We start from the raw sequence: 18,447 nt of genomic DNA, 5'->3' as shown, positions 1-18,447 counted from the left end.
TTACTCCATGCAGAACGCTTCCACCTCCTCCCCTCGCCTTGCCCTGGCTTTGCCTCCAATTGACGGCGACCGCCTGTGGCGCCGGCTCGAAGACCTTGCCAGATTCACCCGCCCTGATATGCCCTGGACCCGCCGCGCCTTCAGTCCGGAGTACCAGGCCGCACGTGCTTGGCTACGTGAAGAGTTCGAAGCCGCAGGCCTGCAGGTTCGCCTGGATGCGGCCGGCAACCTCATCGGCCGCCGCCCCGGTCGCTGCGACGACCTGAAGCCCCTGGCCACGGGCTCGCACACCGACACCGTGAACGCCGGTGGACGCTTCGACGGCATTCTGGGTGTGCTGGCGGGCCTTGAAGTGGCGCATGCACTGCAGGAGGCGGACATCACGCTGAAGCACCCCTTCGAGGTGATCGACTTCCTCTGCGAAGAGCCCAGTGACTACGGAATCTCCTGTGTCGGCAGCCGCGCCATGGCCGGCCAGCTCAGCGCAGACATGCTCGCTGCCAGTGACGGCCAGGGCGACACCCTGGGCCAGGCCCTGCAGCGCCTGGGTGCCCGCCCTGAGGCGCTGTCCGAAGCCGACCGCCGCCAGCAAGGCTTTGCCGCCTTTGTAGAGCTGCACATTGAACAGGGACCCATGCTGGAACGTGAAGGCCTGGCCATAGGCGCCGTGACCGACATCGTGGGCATACGCCGTGCCCAGCTGTTCTTCGACGGCCGGCCCGACCATGCGGGGACCACGCCCATGCACGAACGTAGCGATGCTCTTGTGGCAGCGGCGATAGTGATTCGCCAGGCCCAACGCCTGGCACTGCGGTGGAGCCGCAGCACCACCCACTACGTGGTTGCCACGGTAGGTCGCTTGAACGTCTCGCCCAACGCCAGCAACACCGTGCCTGGCCAGGTGGACCTGACGCTGGAAGTACGCAGCAACCATGCCCCCTTGCTGCAGGAATTCTGGGAAATACTGGCGCTGCGCTGCGGCCCGACTATCGAGCGACTGGGCGTGCACTGGCGGGTGGAGCCTCGCACCCATGTGGACCCAGTCCCCTGCGCGCCGCAGATTACGGCTGCCGTGGAGCGAGCTGCGCGACGCCTGGGTCTGGGCTGTCGGCGCATGCCCAGCGGAGCCGGCCACGATGCCATGTACCTGGCCCACACGGGGCACTCGGGGATGATCTTCATCCCCTGTCTTGAAGGACGCAGCCATAGCGCGGTGGAGTGGGCTTCCCCCGGTCAGGTCCTGGCCGGCACACAGGTGCTGGCCGCTACCCTGCTGGACCTGGACGAGCAAATGGATTAACCACGCACCTCAACTTCGGGTGCAGCCGGTTTTACGGACACCTACCGACCACGCATGAATGCATGGTTCTGTGGCTTCGGGGTCTGCCATGCAGCAGTGATTGGCCTTTCAGACAGAACGACTGGTCCGAATTGCAGTGGCCGAAGCAGCTCTGTTGCAAGACCTGAGCCTGATTGCTGAGTATCATTTCGCCGGTGCCTCTGCAAAGTAGATGACTTGCTCGGCAAGCTCATGCCGCTGCACCCAATCAGGGCCTTGAACTCCGGTTCAAGGCAGTCACACTCGCCTTACTTCATCTTTCGTGTCACCTCCAGAACGCCAGGGATTCATTCTTACCCGCAATTGGCGGGATACGCCGGCGGGCGCCGAGTTTGAATACTGGCTGGCCACGGATGACGGCCCACTGAAGGTGCTTTTGACCGCCCAGACTTCAGTGGCTTTCGTCGAGTCCCGGCACAGAGCTGCGGTGGATGCACAGCTTTCAACCCTGCCGGGAGTCGAGCTGCGGGACCTCTCGCTGAGAAGTTTTCAGCAAGAGCCGGTACTGGGTATCTATGCGAAAAACTTCCGCCAATTGCGGCGGCTTGAACGCACTCTTCAGCAAAAAGACATTCCTCTTCTGGAGGCCGATGTCCGGCCACATGAACGCTATTTGATGGAGCGCTTCATCACTGCAGGCGTCACTGTGCAGGGCGGCCGCACAGAAAATGCCGCGCTGCTGGACTGCAGGCTGGCTCCAGCACCGGATTTCAGGCCGACACTCAAAATGGTGTCGCTGGACATCGAGACAAGCCAGCACCAGGATCTGTATTCGATCGCACTGGACGGCATGGCCGAGCGCGTGGTGTTCATGCTCGGGCAGCCCTCTTCCGAGCCTGAGCCGACGACGGGCTTTGCACTGGTGTATTGCTCCAGCCGCCAGGAGATGATCAAGCAGCTCAATGACTGGTTTGCGCGCAACGACCCGGATGTCATCGTTGGCTGGAACGTCATCCAGTTCGACCTGCGCGTATTGCAAAGGACGGCGGACCACTGCGGAATCCCTTTGCTGCCGGGGCGTGAACGAACGCCCATCGCGTGGCGCACTCACCCAGGCAAGCAAGGCTATCTTTTCGCTCCCATGCCGGGCCGCGCGGTGATCGACGGCATCGAGGCCCTCAGGGCCGCCGTCTGGAGCTTTTCCTCCTTCAGCCTCGAGAATGTCTCGCAGGAGCTCCTGGGCGAGGGAAAGGAGATCGGAGACGAGTACGACAAGATGGCAGAGATAGAGCGGCGTTACCAGCAGGACAAGCCTGCGCTCGCCAGCTACAACCTGCGCGACTGCGAACTGGTTCTGCGCATCTTCGAAAAGGCGAAGCTGCTGCAGTTTGCCATGGAGCGAGCCCACACCACAGGCCTGCAGCTCGATCACTTCGGCGGCTCCATCGCCTCGTTCAGCCACCACTATCTGCCGCGCATGCATCGCCTGGGCTACGTGGCCCCCAATGTGGGCGATATCCAGGGCAAGTCCTCCCCGGGCGGCTATGTGCTGGACTCCAAGCCCGGCTTCTACGACTCCGTGGTGGTTCTGGACTACAAAAGCCTCTATCCCTCCATCATTCGAACCTTTCTCGTGGATCCTGTGGGCCTGGCCGAAGGCTTGCATGCCCGCGATTCCCAAGGACTCATCAAAGGCCCCTTGGGCACGCTCTTCTCGCGCGAGAAGCATGCTCTGCCGGAAATCGTGACCCGGCTGTGGCGAGCCCGCGACGAGGCCAAACGCGCCAAGAACGAGCCCTTGTCCCAGGCCCTCAAGCTGGTGATGAATTCGTTCGCGGGAGTGCTGGGCGCTTCGGAGTGCCGCTTCTTCAATCCCAAGCTGATTTCGGCGATTACCTTGCGCGGGCATGAGATGGTGAAGCTCACCCGGGATCTGGTCGAGCAACGCGGATACGAAGTCATCTACGGGGACACGGACTCTATCTTCATCTGGCTCAAGCGCACCCATAGCAACGAAGAGGCACACGCCGTCGCGGCGGAGCTGGCCAGAGACATCAACGCCTGGTGGACGCAAACCTTGCGGCAGGAACAGGACCTTGAGAGTTTTCTCGAAATCGAGTTCGACACGCACTACAAGAAGTTCTTCATGCCCACCATCCGGGGCTCGGACATTGGCAGCAAGAAGCGCTACGCCGGCCTGAGCATCGACCTGGACGGCAAAGAGACGATGATCTATCGGGGCCTGGAGATGGCACGCAGCGACTGGACGCCGCTGGCAAGACAGTTCCAGGAGGGCTTGCTCTCCCGCGTCTTCCAGGCCGCCCCTTACCGCGAGTTCGTCATCGAGTACGCCAGGGCGACGCTGGCGGGCAGGAAGGACGAGCTGCTCATCTACCGCAAACGCCTGCGGCACCGCCTGGATGCCTATGTGAGCAACGTGCCGCCGCAGGTGCGTGCCGCTCGCATCGCGGACGAGTACAACGACCGCATGGGCAGGCCCCGGCAATACCAGAACGGCGGCTGGATCCAGTACCTCATGACCCAGAATGGCCCCGAGCCCCTGGAAATCCGCCGCTCACGTATCGATTACGAGCACTATCTGGCGAAACAGATCAAGCCGATCGCCGACTCGATCCTGTTTCCTCTGGGCGAGGACTTCACCACCCTGACATCCTCTCAGCGAGAGCTTTTTGAGTGATACCGGTCCTTGCCCTGACGCTCCTAGGCCTTAGGAAATGGAAGCTCGCGCGGTGTATGGCCGCTCAGCCTGGCAATGGCATTGGCAAAGGCCGGCGCCAGCGGCGGCACACCTGGCTCACCCATGCCGGTTGGGGCATCGGCACTGGGCACAATATGCACCGTGATCGCAGGCATGTCCGTCAAGCGGGCCACGGTGTAGTCATTGAAATTGCCCTGCTCCACCTGACCATCCTTGAATGTGATCGCAGCGCCGGGCAAGCACATGCCAAGGCCCATCAAGGCTCCGCCTTGCACCTGCGCCTCCACGCTGCGAGGGTTGACCGCCAGATTGCAGTGCACGCCGGCAGTGACTGCATGCAGCTTCGGAACGCCCTCCGTCACGGATGCCTCCACCACATAGGCCACCACCGAGTCGAAAGACTGATGCACGGCTACACCCCAGGCCCTGCCCTCAGCCAGTTGCCGCTTTCCGTAGCCCGACTTTTCCACTGCCAGCTGCAGCGCAGCCTTGTGGCGCGGATGGCTGTCGCCAAACTGCTCTAGCCTGTACGCGACAGGATCCTTTTTGACTGCCCGGGCAATCTCGTCAATCAAGGTCTCCATCACATAGGCAGTGTGGGTAGACCCCACGCTACGCCACCAGAGCACCGGCGCATTGAGCTCGGGATGATGTACCGACAGTCGCATCGGCAGGTCATAGGGCTCCTTCATGCCTTCAACCGTGGTGGTGTCCACGCCGTTCTTGAGCATGAAACCTTCAAACGCCGTGCCCTTGGCAAGCGACTGGCCCACGATCACATGGTCCCAGGCAAGCACCCGCCCCTTCTCGTCAAGACCTATCTCGGCGCGATGCACATGCATGGGCCTGTAATAGCCTCCCTTGACATCGTCCTCGCGGCTCCAGATCATGCGCACCGGGGCGTCGATACCAGAGGCTTTGGCGGCCTTGGCAATCTCGCAGGCCTCGGCCACATAGTCGCTGCGCGGATTGGCACGGCGTCCGAAGCCACCGCCCGCCATCTGCACATTGACGCGGACATTCTGCGGTGCCACGCCGAGCACGCGCGCAGCCGTTGCCACTTCCCAGCCGGGAGCCTGCGTACCCAGCCAAAGCTCGACCCTTGCGTCCTTTCCGGCTCCTGTCACACGTACCGTGCAGTTCAGAGGCTCCATCGGAGTGTGGGCAAGATAGGGAAACACATATTCGGCGCTGATTTTGTGCGCTGCGCCCCCCAGCGCCGAAACATCGGCATCAAACTTCAGCGCGCCCGGCCGCTTGGCAAGTTCACGATACCGGGCCAGTTGCTGCACCGAATCGACTTTGCCTACAGCGCTGCTGTCCCACTGGACTTTCAAGACATCGCGTCCATGCTTGGCAGGCCAATAGCCATCGGCCAGCACGGCAACCAGCTCGCCGCCCCACACGCTGGGCACACGCAGCACCGCGCGCACGCCCTTGATGGCCTTGGCTGCCGCATCGTCCACCGACTGGATCTTGCTGCCATACACTGGCGGATGCGCCACCACCGCAGTCAGCATTCCAGGCAGATGCATGTCAATGCCGTAGGACTGCCTGCCGCTGGACTTGGCGCGTGCATCGAGCCGTCCCGTGGCTCGGCCGATGATGCGAAAGTCCTTGGCGTCCTTGAGCACCACCTGCTGTGGAACCGGCATCTTCATGGCTTCATCGGCCAGCTCGCCGTAGCCCAGTTTCTTGCCCTTGGGACCGATCACCTGCCCTGCCTGCGTGCGCAGGGAGTGTGGGTCCACGCCCCAGCGCCTGGCAGCCGTGGCCAGCAGCATGGCGCGGGTGCGCGCACCCAGCTCCCTGTACTGGACATAGGAGTTCTTGATGGCCGTGGAGCCACCCGTCAAGTGCATTCCCATGACCGGGTCCACATAGGCGGGATCAGCATTGCCGTGCACACCCTGCACCTTGGACCAGTCGGCGTCCAGCTCTTCGGCCAGCACCATGGGCAGGCCGGTTTGCACGCCCTGGCCAAATTCCAGGCGGTTGATCGTGATCGTCACCACACCATCACGACCGATCTTCACGAAAGCCGAAGGCTGCTGAGTGGGCTTGAGCGCGCCGACAGCGACCTGCTCATCACTCCTCGTCTGGGCCGTTGCAGCGGCGGGGAATATGCCCAGCGCAAAACCCGAGGCCGTCGCCAACTTGAGAAACTCGCGCCGCTCAAGCTTCGAGCCAGTATCCAGCGCGTCAGCTGCAAGCGCACGCAGACCTTTGGGCAGATCTGCAAAAAAATGCTGAGGAATAGGCATGGGATGTACTCCTTATTCTTCAGGCCGACAGGTCTTTGGCCGCATCGTGGATGGCTGCACGGATGCGTGCATAGGTTCCGCAGCGGCAGATATTGCCCGCCATGGCCGCATCGATATCAGCATCGCTGGGTCGGCGATTGCTGTTGAGCAGCGCGGTAGCACTCATGATCTGCCCACTCTGGCAATAGCCGCATTGAGCCACGTCGTGGCGCACCCATGCATCCTCAACAGCCTTGCCCACCTTGTCTGTGGCCTGCGCTTCGATGGTGGTGATCTTCTGCCCCTGCGCCGCCGAGACGGGCGTGATGCACGATCGTATGGCCTGGCCATTCAGATGTACGGTGCAAGCGCCGCACATGGCCATGCCGCAACCAAACTTGGTTCCGGTCATGCCCAGCGTGTCACGCAAGGTCCAGAGAATGGGCGTTGAAGGATCCACGTCGGCCGCTACGGGCTTGCCGTTGAGAGTGAATTTGACGGGCATGGGGTGCTTTCTTTCTTGCTTTTCAACACGGGGACTACTGCGCGATCTTGGGAGAGTCACGCGAAGCAGAGGCAGTGTGCGTCAGGCAATGCAAAAGAAAAAGCCAAGCAATCTATCTATGTTATTAAGCTTTACTTAAAAATAGACGACATGAAGCCCGAAATACTCGCCTATCTGGCAGCCTTTGAGCAGGTGGCCCAGCATCGCAGTCTGACCTATGCAGCCCATGCCATAGGAGTCACGCCTGCCGCGCTGTCCCAAACCATCAAAAAGCTGGAAGCCCGCCTGGATGTGCGCTTGTTCGATCGGACAACGCGCAGCGTCAATCTGACGGAGGCAGGAAGAATCTATCTGGAGCGCATTTCACCGGCTCTCACCAGCATGCGCGAGGCAACCGAGGACCTTCAGCTCCAGGCCGGTGTCGAAGGTGGCAGCTTGCGCCTTACCATCTCGCACCCTGCAGGCAAGGTGCTGGTCGAGCCCATGCTCGCAGAATTCTTTGCACACCATCCGCACATTCATGTCGAGCTGGTCTATGACGATGGCTTTGTGGACATCGTGCGCGAAGGCTTCGACATCGGCATACGCAATGGCGAATCGCTGGAGGGCGATATGGTGGCCATGCCGCTCACGCAGGACCTGACCATGAGCTTTGGCGCGTCCCCCGCCTACCTCCAGACACATGGCGTTCCGCAACACCCTGATGAGTTGGAGCATCATCAATGCATCAACTACCGCATGAGCAGCAGCGGCGCCGTCTACAAATGGGAATTCAATATCGACGGCAAACTGTGCGAACGCGCCGTGACCGGGCCACTGACCGTCAACCATGGCGACACGGCCATGCGCGCGGCCCTTGATGGCATCGGCCTGATCACCGGCTGGCGCGAATCCATGAACGGTGCCTTCCATGCCGGCCAGCTGGTTGAGGTGCTGAAGCCCTATTGGGCCAGCTTCCCGGGCTTTTATGCCTATTACCCGCACCGCACACACCTGCCCCTCAAGACCCGGATATTTCTTGATTTTCTGGTCCGCCATGTGCAGCGAAACGGCTTTTCCAATGCAGCGGATGGGAAACGGCGCCCTTGACTTCATCCTGGTTCGGTGGATTGCCAGAACCATGACTACCCGCCTTCTTCGGCGTGCCGTGCCTGCGCAGCCAATCCTCACAGGACTGAAACAGCGCTGCGACAGTTGATGCTCGGCGATCGACCATCGACAAAAAAGCGCGGCGCACATGCAGCCGTTGCCAACGATCATGCGCCCACGCCCATGACGTCTTCAAAGCAAGAACGGACTCCACTGCCCCAGGCTGTGGCCCCATGGAGCGGTGCAGCAATGGCATGCCAGGATGCACCGACGCCATGGAGCGATCGATCCCGCTTGCATGCCTGGGCATATGCCAAGCAGCCGGACGAGCATTGGCTAGGTGCCGGCCGAGCTGGTTACGCTCCAGCAGCGACTCAGCGCCGCGCCAGTTGCTGGCACTGTCGGCGACGCCAGACAGACTCGATCACCTCCTTGACATCGTCGAATACGACCTTGTACTGGCACACCAGCAGGTTGCCGGATTGCGGTTGACGCAGCTTGAAGTTGTAGTCCCACTCCTGCCCCTTGGATCCTGCTGTTCGCGCCAAGGGCTCTCCCAGCGTCTGCAGCACCCTCTCCTGAGACATTCCGGGCTGAATGGAGCGGATGCCGCCCAACTGCTCAGCCAGCACGCCATCGCGGGCAAAGTCCGTCTTCATGTCTGCGTAACCCACCTTGACGTCGGAATACTGCAGCTTGTCGGGATTGCTGACAGCATCCTCCGGGTTGCCACGCGCCGCTGCAGGCAAGGCGATGCAAGCTGCTGCCAGCACCAGAGTGGAAAGGCGGAAGGTAGATTCAATCATGCTCATGGCATCCTCTTTCATCAAAATAAGAACCCGCACTGCGGGGCTTCAGCGCTCGCGCAAGGCCTCGCGCGCCTTGTTCAGCGGCTTGGTCAGATAGTCCCAGACGGTTTTGCGGCCCGTGCGGATATCGGTAGCGGCCACCATGCCCGGCACAATCGGCATGCGCTGGCCGGCCTTGTTCACCAGAACGTCCGAGTCGGTGCGCACCAGCACCGGGTAATAGACGATTTCGGGCTTGACCTCGTCACGCTGGGTGTCCGGGGCAATCGTCACCACCTGGCCGCTGAGGCCGCCATAGACCGCGTAGTCATACGCGGTGACCTTGACCAGCGCCTCCTGCCCGGGGCGAATGAAGGCGATATCGCGCGGCGAGATATGGGCCTCCACCAGCAACTGGTCATCCAGGGGCACCAACGCCATCAGCAGACCGTTGGGAGGTACCACGCCACCAATGGTCGTGACCTGCAGGCTCTTGACCACGCCCCGCACGGGCGACTGCAGTGTCAGACGCTCCAGCGAATCCGAGCGCCCGCGCACCACCGAGGACAGGGACTTCGCCTCTGCGTCCGCCTTGGCCAACTCCTCACGGCTGCGCACCATATAGCCGGAGCGCGCCTCGGCAATCTTCAGTTCCAGCTCCGCTCCCTGACGCTGCAGGCGGATGAGCTCGACGCTGCTGGCCGCACCGCTGGCCTGCAGCGACTGGGTAATGCCCAGCTCCTTGCGCACCAACGCCAGTGCCTGACTCAGGCCTGCCACGGTGTCGTTCAGCGCCGCACGGCGCGAACGGAATAGCGCGCTCTCCGACGCTTGAAGCTGCTCATGGGCCTGCAGCTCCTGCGGAAACTGCAGGCTATCACGCCCCTCAACCTCGGCACGCAGGCGTACGCTGGCGGCCAGGGCAGCTCGGTAACGGGCTGCAGTTTCCTCCACACTGGATTCGCCGCGCGTAGGCTCCAGCTTGGCCAGCACCTGCCCCTTTTCCACGATGTCGCCCTCTCGCACCAGAAGCTCGGCCAGGATGCCGCCCTCAAGAGACTGGATGCGCTGCTCGCGCGAGGATGGAATCACCTTGCCGCCGCCGTTGGATACCTCGTCAATTTCGAAGAACCAGGCCCAGGCCAGAAAGGCCAGCACAAAAGCCGTGACCCACCACACCACACGGTCCGAGCGGCTTGCGCGCACCTCGTCAAAGTCGCCTATGGCCGGCATGGCGCCACGCAGACGCGCGGGCGTGGCCGAAAGTTCGGGCGATGACGTGCGCGCTGGCGCGGCTTCGGTGGCTGTCGGGAATGCCCCGACGGATTCGCTTTTCTGTGTCATTCCTGCCCCTCCGCCACAGAGGACAGCCTTGTCTGCGGCCGCACCGCCACCTTCATGCGTGCGCCCTGCACGACGCGAACACTCTGCTGCGAGGCTGCCGGCGGGGCTGCGCCATTAAGGCGCCTGAGAACTTCATCTCGCGCGCCCTGCAGCACCACCTGGCCTTTATCCACGACGATGATCTTGTCCACCACCTGCAGCACAGCGGGCCTGTGCGTTGCCACAACCAGGGTGCGCCCCGGCGCAAGCTTGCGCAACCGCGCGATCACATCGCGCTCGGCCACATCGTCCAGCGCCGCCGTAGGCTCATCCAGCAACAGTACCCGCGGCTGGCGCAACAGCAGGCGTGCCAGCAACAGACCCTGGCGCTGCCCTCCCGAGAGGCCCAAGCCCCCCTCCATCACCATGTGATCCAGGCCGGTGGGCAAGGTCTGTACAAAGGACCAGGCTCCCGCATCCAGCAACGCGGTCATCAGTTCCCCATCGCTGGCATGGGGCGCCCCCAACAGCAGGTTCTCGCGCAAGGATCCATAGAACAGACGCGCATTCTGCGTCAGCAGGCTCACGTCACGGCGCAGGTCTGCCGGGTCAATGTGGGCCAAGGCCACGCTGTCCAGCAGCACCCGTCCGGCCATCGGCTCAATCAGACCCGACAGAGCCTGCAGCAGCGTCGACTTGCCCGCGCCGTTGCGCCCCAGGATGGCGATGCGCTCCCCGCCCACGATCTGCAGTTGCTTGACCTGAAGCGCGGGGGTCTTGCCGTCATAGCTGAACACGGCTTCGCTGAAATCGTAACGCCCCTCTATGACGGGGCGGTGGATGCGGCTGCCGTCCTCGGCGTGATCCACGGGCAGGCGCATGAGTTGATCCAGCCCGTCACTGGCCATCTTGGCCTGCTGCCAGCGGTTGAGCACGCCGGTCACGCTGGACAAGGGAGCCAGCATGCGGCTGACCAGGATGGAGGATGCGACCAGCACGCCAGTGCTCATCTCGCCGCGCATCACCTGGGGTGCGCCAAAGAACACCACAAAAGCAAAAGCGCTGCCCTGCACCGTCTGCATCCAGTTGCTCAGACCATGCAGAAGCGCTCTCAGCTTCAGCCCTGCCTCGGCATTCACTGCGTTGAAGTGGTTCCACTGATTCTGAAAGCGCGGCTCGGCCTGCAGCAGCTTGATGTCCTCAATGCCCTGCACGGTCTCCACCAGCATCGCGTTGCGCAGCGCCGATTCGCGCATGCCGGCCTGGGCCAGGTTGCGCAGGCGCTTTTGCGCCAACAGGCTGGGCGCCAGCAGCAGGACAAAAGCCGCCAACGGCACCCAGACCAATGCGCCTGCGATCATCCAGAAGATGAAGCAGAACAGCAGAAAGAAAGGCAGATCGGCCACCGCAGCGGCCGTGGTGGAGGTCAGCATCTCGCGCACCGGCTCCAGCTCACGGATCTGAGCCACGAAAGTGCCCGTGGCACGTGGGCGAGCGCTGTTCTTCACGCGTAGCGCGTGACCGAAGACGCGATCCGAAATGCGCATGTCTGCCCGCTTGCCCAGCATGTCGGTAATGTGCATGCGCGCCGAGCGCATGGCCCAGGCAAATGCGATGGACAGCAAGACACCGCCGAACAGTACATACAGCGTAGGCTCGGACTGGGACGGCACCACGCGGTCATAAACCTGCATGGAGAACAGAATGCCGCCCAGGGCCATCAGATTGGTGATGAACGAGGCCAGCAGAATGTGGCCGTAGGGTCTCAGGTCGGCAAACACGATGTCGCGCAACCAATGGCTCTCCACCGGGCGCAGGTAGCTGTCCACGCGCGAATCGGGGGCAGACTGCAGCGGACGCAGCACCGCCATCGCCTCCGCCTCGGACTGCAACTCGGCCGGCGTGTACGTGCTCTCACCACCCTCGTCGCCACTCAGCAGCAGGCGCAGGCCGTCTTCGGCCAGCGCCGTGACGACAGCCACCTGCCCACCGCGCAGTTGCAGGACCAGGGGCAGGCGCCAGGCCGTGAGCCGCTGCAGGTCTGGAGCCACCTCGGTCACGGTCAAGCCCGCCTGCCTGGCCATCTGACGTATGCATTGACGTAGGTCCTCGGCCGACAGCTCGCTATCAGCCGCCCAGGCCGCATCCACACACAGGCGTTCACGCGAGGTGTCGATCTGATAATGCGCGGCCACTGCCAGTATCGCTTGCAGCCATCCCTGCATGAGTAGCGACTGCGGCCCGGCACCAGCCGGCCTCCGATGACCCTGATTCATCGACCCGTTCATCGCATCACTCCTTGGCTCGCATCCCGGAACCGGGTATCGAGCGAAAACTCATCCGCCAACCATCCGCTCTGGTACCAGCACTCCACAGCCAGCCTCTGCAGGTCATGGGCGTTGTCCACCTGCTCGAATCGTGCGCCGTGGTATTCCTGCTCTGCATTGAGCAGATCCAGCAGCGAGCGTGTGCCCAATTGCAGGTATTGCTCACGGTACAGATCACGCGTGATGCGGATGCTGGAGATACGCTCGTCCACCACCGGCTGACGCTCCCGTAAGCCCAGGCTCTGGTCCTGTGCATCACGCAGCGACTGCCGAGCCTGGAGCTCGGCGTTGGCCACGGCCGCGTCTGCGGCCTCCAGTGCGTGCGCTGCAGCGCGCTGACGGGCCTGGTTGCGCCCTCCCTCGAACAGCGGTGCCGATACATTGAACATCACCCGCATATCCAGATCAGGGTAGCCAGCCGGGCGCGAGGCAGCGGTAAGCCCGCGCGAGGCTGAGCCATCCACCGAGATCGTTGGCATCAGTTGTGCGTCAGCGGCCTTCAACTCGGCCAGGGCCAGCGTCCGTTGGCCCTGGGCTCGGCGCACCGTCGCCGTGGGCAGCACCTGCGCAGCAGTGCAGGCCTGGGGCAGGGCATCCGGCATACCGCTATTTCCTGCACTCACGGCGGGTGGCATCTGCAGTCCGGTCAGAGTCATCAGTCGCGCCTGCCAGCGGCGCGCCTGCGCTTCGTAATTGATCAGCTGGCCGCGTGCACCATCCATGCGCGACTGCGCCTGCATAAAGTCCGAACGGGTACTGGCACCTTTGACCTGACGCTCCCGTGCCAGCTCCGCCAGCGCACCCACGCCCTCCAGCTGACTTTTCGCAATCGCAACCATGGCCTGCTGGCGGCGCAGCTCCACCCAGGCTTGCGCTGCCTCGCGCGCCACATCGTCCGTGGACAGATACAGCTGCGCCTGGGCCACCTCGATACCCGCCTCGGCCTGCTTCACCGCGCTGTCCACCTTGCCGAAGTCATACAGCATCTGCGACACTGAGACGCTGGCGTCATACACGCGCCGCGAGGTATAGGGGTAGACATCGCGATTGTTTACCTGTGCACCCACCCCGCCCTTGACCTGCGGGTAATAGCCCGCACGGGCCGAAGCCACGCCCTCATCCGCACCCTGCAGTTGCCCCTGCGCCGTGCGCACCGCGGGGTGCCACGCCACAGCAGCTTGCACCGCTGCACGCATATCCATGGCTTGGCCCGCAGCAGCAGCATTGGCCCACCCCGCTGCACAAGCCAGCGCGACCGCTGCGGCAACCTGCTGCATGAAAACCCGAGGGAGTTTGGACTTGATCGACATATCCATCGCTATCGCTACTTCTCAGCTTGGCATCGCGGCACCATGGCGCAATCACCGTTCCGCGTCGCGGCATCCAGCCTGCGGCACAGCTTGTTTGTTTTTCTTGTTTGCTCTTGCTTACATAGCTGACTTCGCATTCAGTACGGCGTTTCAAGCATTTTTGATGCTAAAAACTCCGTACTTCATGCGCTGAAAGCTATCAAGTTTGATAAGCCATCAAGCATGCACCGGCTGGTGCAGCTCTTCCTCTGGCAAAGGAGCTGGCATATACAAGGCAAGGTCCTGTGATACAGCTACAGGGGCAATTGCGGCTGCAGGAGCTTGCGCCGATTCCAGGCCACCGATCTCAGTTGCAGCCTCGTCCTTGGACTGCAGCACATCGTGCAGCGCAGGCAGCGTCGCAGCAGGCTCGTCCGCATCCGTATGCAGGGCATCGAGATGCTCCAGGTCCAGGCTCATGGCCATCAACGGCGACGCATACGCAGGCTTGGGGCCAGGATCGCCACCGTCGTAGACCACCTTCACATCCTTGACAGTCGATGCCTGGTCGCCATCTCCGTCCTGGATGGTGTAGCCAAAGCGGTCCCAGTAGGAGGCAAGCGCCTTGCCCTCATAGATAAACTTGGCAGTATCGAACTCCACCGTCAACGAGCCACCTGCGGCTGTCTTGATGGTGATGATGTGCTTGGCTGCGTCATAGGTGTAGGTTCCCGAAGCTGGGTTGCCAGTCACCTGCAGAGCCTGCCCGGGCAGATAGGTGTAAGTGACGCCGTCGACCTCCAGCACATTGACAAAGCCGCCGTCCGCACCAAAGCCTTCCACGGTGCTGTCGAGCTCGCCGCGCAGCGAGCCCTCCTGCCTGGGCAGCTGGATCAGGTTCTGCAGCGTGGAATTCAACTCCGCCGCAGAATTGGCCAGAACCACGTTGTTCTCCGTTCCAGCCGCACCGTTGTAGGCGATAGGGTCGATATTCGGGATATCGCCCGTCAGGATGCCGCCAAAACCCACACCCACGGAGTTGATGTGGTTGGTCGTCAGAAAGTCTTCCCACTGCCCCTGCAGGGTTGCGTTAACGCTCTGCCCGGAAGAAGGCACGCCATCGGTGATGAAGTACGAAACGTTCTGCACCCCCTCACCGGTCAGCTTGCCCACATTGTCGGCGAAGCCATTGGCCCCCATCGCGGCGTTGAGGGCGGCGGTGTAGGGCGTGCCACCAGTCGCTGTCAGACCATTGATGACAGCGATCGCCGTTGCGGCACTCATCCAGGTGGCCTGGGCATTGGCGGAGGAACCATTGAAAGTCACCAGCTTGACCGCCACATCGCCATACTCGTCGTACTTTTTGATCAGATCTTCAAGCGCCTTCTTGGCCAGATTCAGGCGATTGTTCGGATTATTGGGAAGCTGTGTACTGCCACTGCCCACGTAGTTCATGCTGCCCGACAGGTCAAGCACGATCATCACATTGGTCTGCAGCTTGGCCAGGTTGATCGCCAACTCGGCGTCATCGCTGAGCGCCGGCACATCATCCTTGACCTCCACAGTGAACCCGATCTCGCTGTCCTGCTTGCCATCGTTAACAATGGCTTTGAAATCCAGATCCAGCTTGTTTTCACCGCTGCCCGTCGCATGGTCCACAGGGCCTTTGAGGGTGACCGTGTAGCTTGCCTCGTACTTGCCGCCAACCTCGGTCAGGGCTCCGACCTTGACGGTCATGACCTCCTTGGCACCGGCCATGCCGGTCAGCGTGCTGGAGCTGGCATCCCAGCTCCAGGTCACCGCCACGCCGCCCGAAGTGATGCTGCCGTCCGCTGGGCCCTCAATCTCCAGAGAGAAGGTATTGATGTCTGGAGTCTTGTCCGCATCGGTAAAGGTGATCTTGCCTGTGGCAGTGGTCGTGCTGCTCGGGTCATCCTTGATGCCTCCGGCCAGCGCCTCCTCCGCAACATGCAATACCTTGTCTTCGGGCTCAATCACCAACACCGGGGCGTTGTCGTTCAGGTCCTTTTCCCTGAGCGTGACAGTGACTTCGGTCTTTCCGCCCTCGTTATCGGTCGCCACCACCGTGATGGTCTGGCTATTGCTGCCTTGCTCGAAGTCATTGGCTTGCGACGCCGCTCCAGCCGCTGTCAGCGTGATCTCACCAGTCGTCGCATCAATCGCATACCAGCCATTGGGGTCGCTGTCCGGATCGATGCTGTAGCTCACCGATGTGCTGTCTGCATCGGTAGCCTTCACCAGGCCCAGCAATTGGCCGGCAGCGCTGTTCTCGTCGTACTCGAAGCTATAGCTCGTCACTGGCGGTTCGCCCGGATCGCCTGGATCGACAAACACCGGCGGCTGGCTCACCGTGACCGTCACATCCGCCGTCTCGGGCGTGCCGCCATCGGTCTGCGCCGTGTAGCTGAAGCGGGCGTCGCCGCTGAAGCCATCCGCCGGTGTGAACACCAACTGGCCGCCCACCAGCTTGACGCTGCCGTCGGCCACGACCACGGTGCCGCCTTCGGCGATGGCCGTGCCGTTGACGTGGGTGATGTGCTGGTTCTGGCCTTCAAACGCATCATTGCCCAGCACATCGATGGTGACGGACTTCTCGAAGCCGGTCGTGGCAGCATCGTCGAACGCATCCTGCTCGGGCGTGACGTTGACCGTCACCGTAGTCGTGGTCTTGCCGCCCTTGCCGTCATCGAGTTCGATGGTGAAGCTGTCCGAGCCGCTCCAGTCCTTGTTCGGCGTGTAGCTGTAGCTGCCGTCCGGGTTCACCGTCACGCTGCCATGGCCGGGGTCACTCTTCTTGGTATAGGTGATGGCGTTGCCATCGGCGTCGGTGCCCGTGACCTTACCGTTGATGCTGGTCTGGTCTTCGTTGCCGGTGACGGTGTACTGACCCGTGGCCGGATCGAAGCTCTGGCCAGGGACATAGTCAGGGTCGCCGGGGTTGAGCCCTTCGTTGGGATCGGTGGGTTCGGGCAGTTGGTTGGCTGCCACCGTGACCGTCACATCCGCCGTCTCGGGCGTGCCGCCATCGGTCTGCGCCGTGTAGCTGAAGCGGGCGTCGCCGCTGAAGCCATCCGCCGGTGTGAACACCAACTGGCCGCCCACCAGCTTGACGCTGCCGTCGGCCACGACCACGGTGCCGCCTTCGGCGATGGCCGTGCCGTTGACGTGGGTGATGTGCTGGTTCTGGCCTTCAAACGCATCATTGCCCAGCACATCGATGGTGACGGACTTCTCAAAGCCGGTGGTAGCGGCATCGTCGAATGCATCCTGCTCGGGCGTGATGGTGACCGTCACCGTGGTGCTGGTCTTGCCGCCCTTGCCGTCGTCCACGATCACTTCGAAGCGGTCCGTACCCGGACCGCTCCAGTCCTTGTTCGGGGTGTAGGTGTACTTGCCGTCTGGCGTCACGACCACCGTTCCGTGAGCGGGCGGAGTACCCAACACATAGGTCAGCGGATGGCCGTCCTTGTCCTGACCGGTGATCTTGCCGTTGAACGACTGATCCTCGCCCACGGTGACGGTGTAGCCGCCGCCAGGCGTGAAGCTCTGCTCAGGGATGTAGTCAGGGTCGCCGGGGTTGAGGCCTTCGTTGGGATCGGTCGTCTCGGGCAGCTGGTTGGCTGCCACCGTGACCGTCACATCCGCCGTCTCGGGCGTACCGCCATCGGTCTGCGCCGTGTAGCTGAAGCGGGCGTTGCCGCTGAAGCCATGCGCCGGTGTGAACACCAGCTGGCCGCCCACCAGCGTGACGCTGCCGTCGGCCACGACCACGGTGCCGCCTTCGGCGATGGCGCTTCCGTTGACATGGGTGATGTGCTGGTTCTGGCCTTCAAACGCATCATTGCCCAGCACATCGATGGTGACGGACTTCTCAAAGCCGGTGCTCGCCGTGTCGTCGAACGCATCCTGCTCGGGCGTGATGGTGACCGTCACCGTGGTGCTGGTCTTGCCGCCCTTGCCGTCATCGAGTTCGATGGTGAAGCTGTCCGAGCCGCTCCAGTCCTTGTTCGGCGTGTAGCTGTACTTGCCGGTGCTCTTGTCGACGGTCACCGTTCCGTGAGCAGGCGAATCGCCCAACTCATAGGTCAGCCTATCGCCGTCCGCATCCTTGCCAGTCACCTTGCCATTGAACGGCTGATCCTCACGCACCGCGACCCTGTAGCCGCCATTGCTGAATTCCTGCCCAGACACATGATCTGGATCCCCTTGACGCAAACCCTCATTGGGATCGGCATATTCGGGTGAGTGATTGACGCTATGGCCGCCGCCGCCCGACGCAGCCAGACCACCAAGAGCCAACCCTAAAAGCCAGGGCAGCCAGGGTGCGACAGGCTCATTCGATTCGATCTCGGTGAACTCGAAGCCTTCCCAGACCTTTCCATATTGCCCCCACCAGAGCACCCCTTGTTGGTCCTCCAAGACCAGATCATTGCGCCCGTCCTCTGCATATGGCGTGAAAAATCCGTTCACATGGACTTGCTCTCCATTGACCAGCGTCAACACCAGATCATTATCGACACGCACTGACTTGGCGATCTGTTCCGGAGCAACTTTGAGAATAAGCGCAGAAGGCTTGTTCAAAACCAGACCTTGCTGAGCGGGCACGACTTTTCCACCAGATTTGTATACGGCTTCCATGAACTTCTCCTTGATTCCTGACCTTGGCAAAGTTCTGAACCCTCTACTCCGGGGTGCTCAATGCCAAACGCTCGTGAATGCTAGGAGTTAGCGATTTGCAACGCTTTTGAAAAAGCGAACATTCCATCTGCCTACCAGACAAAGACTCAAAACAAATGTCAATTTTTCTGATGACAAAGATTCACCTCACCGCGTCAGTTTTTAAAAACGGGAAATTGCTTTTGCA

At 62.0% G+C, this 18,447-nt stretch carries 11 protein-coding genes; 4 read left to right on the top strand and 7 right to left on the bottom strand.

The annotated features are described in order from the left end of the window. Window positions 1–7: 7 nt before the first annotated feature. Window positions 8–1,300: a Zn-dependent hydrolase gene (locus F3J24_RS21780; RefSeq protein ID WP_167010622.1), complete on the top strand. Its 1,293-nt coding sequence runs from the start codon at window positions 8–10 to the stop codon at window positions 1,298–1,300. 301 nt (window positions 1,301–1,601) lie between these two features. Further along, the gene (locus tag F3J24_RS21775) at window positions 1,602–3,977 is read left to right on the top strand and encodes a DNA polymerase II (protein WP_167010620.1); all 2,376 of its coding nucleotides are present in this window, start codon (window positions 1,602–1,604) and stop codon (window positions 3,975–3,977) included. 23 nt (window positions 3,978–4,000) lie between these two features. On the opposite strand, the gene F3J24_RS21770 is transcribed toward F3J24_RS21775, so the two are convergent. Beyond that, complete coding sequence (locus F3J24_RS21770; RefSeq protein WP_167010618.1) at window positions 4,001–6,262, bottom strand: xanthine dehydrogenase family protein molybdopterin-binding subunit; 2,262 nt, start codon at window positions 6,260–6,262, stop codon at window positions 4,001–4,003. 19 nt (window positions 6,263–6,281) lie between these two features. Next, on the bottom strand, window positions 6,282–6,746 hold the full coding sequence (locus tag F3J24_RS21765; protein WP_167010616.1) for a (2Fe-2S)-binding protein: 465 nt from the start codon (window positions 6,744–6,746) through the stop codon (window positions 6,282–6,284). Between the two features lie 150 nt (window positions 6,747–6,896). On the opposite strand from F3J24_RS21765, the gene F3J24_RS21760 reads away from it, so the two are divergent. Continuing rightward, window positions 6,897–7,835 (top strand): LysR family transcriptional regulator, encoded by a 939-nt coding sequence (locus F3J24_RS21760; RefSeq protein WP_167010614.1) that lies wholly within the window; start codon window positions 6,897–6,899, stop codon window positions 7,833–7,835. 374 nt (window positions 7,836–8,209) lie between these two features. Here the strand turns inward: F3J24_RS21760 and bamE are convergent, their stop codons facing one another. Genes bamE through F3J24_RS21740 form a run of 4 tightly spaced genes read right to left on the bottom strand, consistent with a single transcriptional unit; the run spans window position 8,210 to window position 13,475 of the window. Then, entirely contained in the window at window positions 8,210–8,647 is a 438-nt protein-coding gene (gene bamE / locus F3J24_RS21755; protein WP_167010612.1) for an outer membrane protein assembly factor BamE, read from the bottom strand. Window positions 8,648–8,689: 42 nt separating this feature from the next. Further along, the gene (locus tag F3J24_RS21750) at window positions 8,690–9,967 is read right to left on the bottom strand and encodes an HlyD family efflux transporter periplasmic adaptor subunit (protein WP_370527762.1); all 1,278 of its coding nucleotides are present in this window, start codon (window positions 9,965–9,967) and stop codon (window positions 8,690–8,692) included. Continuing rightward, window positions 9,964–12,234, bottom strand: a complete 2,271-nt coding sequence (locus tag F3J24_RS21745; protein ID WP_205244904.1) for a type I secretion system permease/ATPase — start codon at window positions 12,232–12,234, stop codon at window positions 9,964–9,966. Before F3J24_RS21745 ends, F3J24_RS21750 begins: the two co-directional genes overlap by 4 nt. Continuing rightward, a complete protein-coding gene (locus F3J24_RS21740) occupies window positions 12,231–13,475 on the bottom strand; it encodes a TolC family outer membrane protein (protein ID WP_167010610.1) in 1,245 nt (414 codons plus the stop codon). The genes F3J24_RS21745 and F3J24_RS21740 overlap by 4 nt, the downstream gene beginning before the upstream one ends. 97 nt (window positions 13,476–13,572) lie before the next feature. Here F3J24_RS21740 and F3J24_RS21735 point away from each other — a divergent pair, with 97 nt between their 5' ends. Then, on the top strand, window positions 13,573–13,776 hold the full coding sequence (locus F3J24_RS21735; RefSeq protein ID WP_167010608.1) for a hypothetical protein: 204 nt from the start codon (window positions 13,573–13,575) through the stop codon (window positions 13,774–13,776). Window positions 13,777–13,799: 23 nt separating this feature from the next. Here the strand turns inward: F3J24_RS21735 and F3J24_RS21730 are convergent, their stop codons facing one another. Next, window positions 13,800–18,221 carry an Ig-like domain-containing protein gene (locus F3J24_RS21730; RefSeq protein WP_167010606.1) on the bottom strand — a complete coding sequence of 1,474 codons (4,422 nt, stop codon included), beginning with the start codon at window positions 18,219–18,221 and terminating at the stop codon, window positions 13,800–13,802. Between the last annotated feature and the right edge of the window lie 226 nt (window positions 18,222–18,447).

It is taken from the genome of Comamonas sp. Tr-654, from assembly GCF_011752915.1.
GTDB lineage: Bacteria > Pseudomonadota > Gammaproteobacteria > Burkholderiales > Burkholderiaceae_C > Comamonas.
The sequence above is the reverse complement of the archived record's forward strand: the minus strand, read 5'-3'. Positions and strand labels throughout refer to the sequence as shown.

Coding starts and splice junctions, on each gene's coding strand:
- F3J24_RS21780 (WP_167010622.1), top strand. CDS start 8: ATGCAGAACGCTTCCACCTCCTCCCCTCGCCTTGCCCTGGCTTTGCCT.
- F3J24_RS21740 (WP_167010610.1), bottom strand. CDS start 13,475: ATGGATATGCGTGCAGCGGTGCAAGCTGCTGTGGCGTGGCACCCCGCG.
- bamE (WP_167010612.1), bottom strand. CDS start 8,647: ATGAGCATGATTGAATCTACCTTCCGCCTTTCCACTCTGGTGCTGGCA.
- F3J24_RS21750 (WP_370527762.1), bottom strand. CDS start 9,967: ATGACACAGAAAAGCGAATCCGTCGGGGCATTCCCGACAGCCACCGAA.
- F3J24_RS21770 (WP_167010618.1), bottom strand. CDS start 6,262: ATGCCTATTCCTCAGCATTTTTTTGCAGATCTGCCCAAAGGTCTGCGT.
- F3J24_RS21745 (WP_205244904.1), bottom strand. CDS start 12,234: ATGAACGGGTCGATGAATCAGGGTCATCGGAGGCCGGCTGGTGCCGGG.
- F3J24_RS21765 (WP_167010616.1), bottom strand. CDS start 6,746: ATGCCCGTCAAATTCACTCTCAACGGCAAGCCCGTAGCGGCCGACGTG.
- F3J24_RS21730 (WP_167010606.1), bottom strand. CDS start 18,221: ATGGAAGCCGTATACAAATCTGGTGGAAAAGTCGTGCCCGCTCAGCAA.
- F3J24_RS21760 (WP_167010614.1), top strand. CDS start 6,897: ATGAAGCCCGAAATACTCGCCTATCTGGCAGCCTTTGAGCAGGTGGCC.